1 protein-coding gene is annotated in these 606 nt (G+C 43.2%); it reads left to right on the top strand.

The genetic code is table 11. The features are described from left to right. Positions 1-606: hypothetical protein (locus tag ACXAG7_RS19920; RefSeq protein ID WP_476667919.1), on the top strand; the 606-nt coding region annotated here is incomplete at both ends.

A 606-nucleotide genomic window follows, 5' to 3' on the forward strand; every position in this document is an offset into this window, starting at 1 on the left:
CACTGGAAATCTCAGCAGGTGCTGTTGGTACTACTGAATTAGCTGACAATGCAGTGACTACGGTTAAGATCAACGATAACGCTGTAACTACAGGAAAAATTAATGCCAATGCAGTAACTACTGCAAAGATTAATGACGATGCGGTAACAGCTGCTAAAATAAATGCGGATGTTGCGGGTACTGGTTTAACACAAAACGGTGCCGGTGCTTTAGTAGTTGATCCGACTGCCTTTAATGGTGACGGTAACATTACCTCTTCTGACTTAACAGTTGGTGGTGATGCAAACGCTTTACTTGGAGATGTTACACTAGAAATCGCGGCAGGTGCTGTTGGAACAACAGAATTAGCTGACAATGCAGTAACTACTGTTAAGATCAACGATAACGCTGTAACTACAGGAAAAATTAATGCCAATGCAGTAACTACTGCGAAGATTAATGACGATGCGGTAACGGCTGCTAAAATAAACGCGGATGTTGCGGGTACTGGTTTAACACAAAACGGTGCGGGTGCCTTAGTAGTTGATCCGACTGCCTTTAACGGTGACGGTAACATTACTTCTTCTGACTTAACGGTTGGTGGTGATGCAAACGCTTTATTAGGAG

It is taken from the genome of Tenacibaculum sp. AWR4_210 (genome assembly GCF_056160945.1).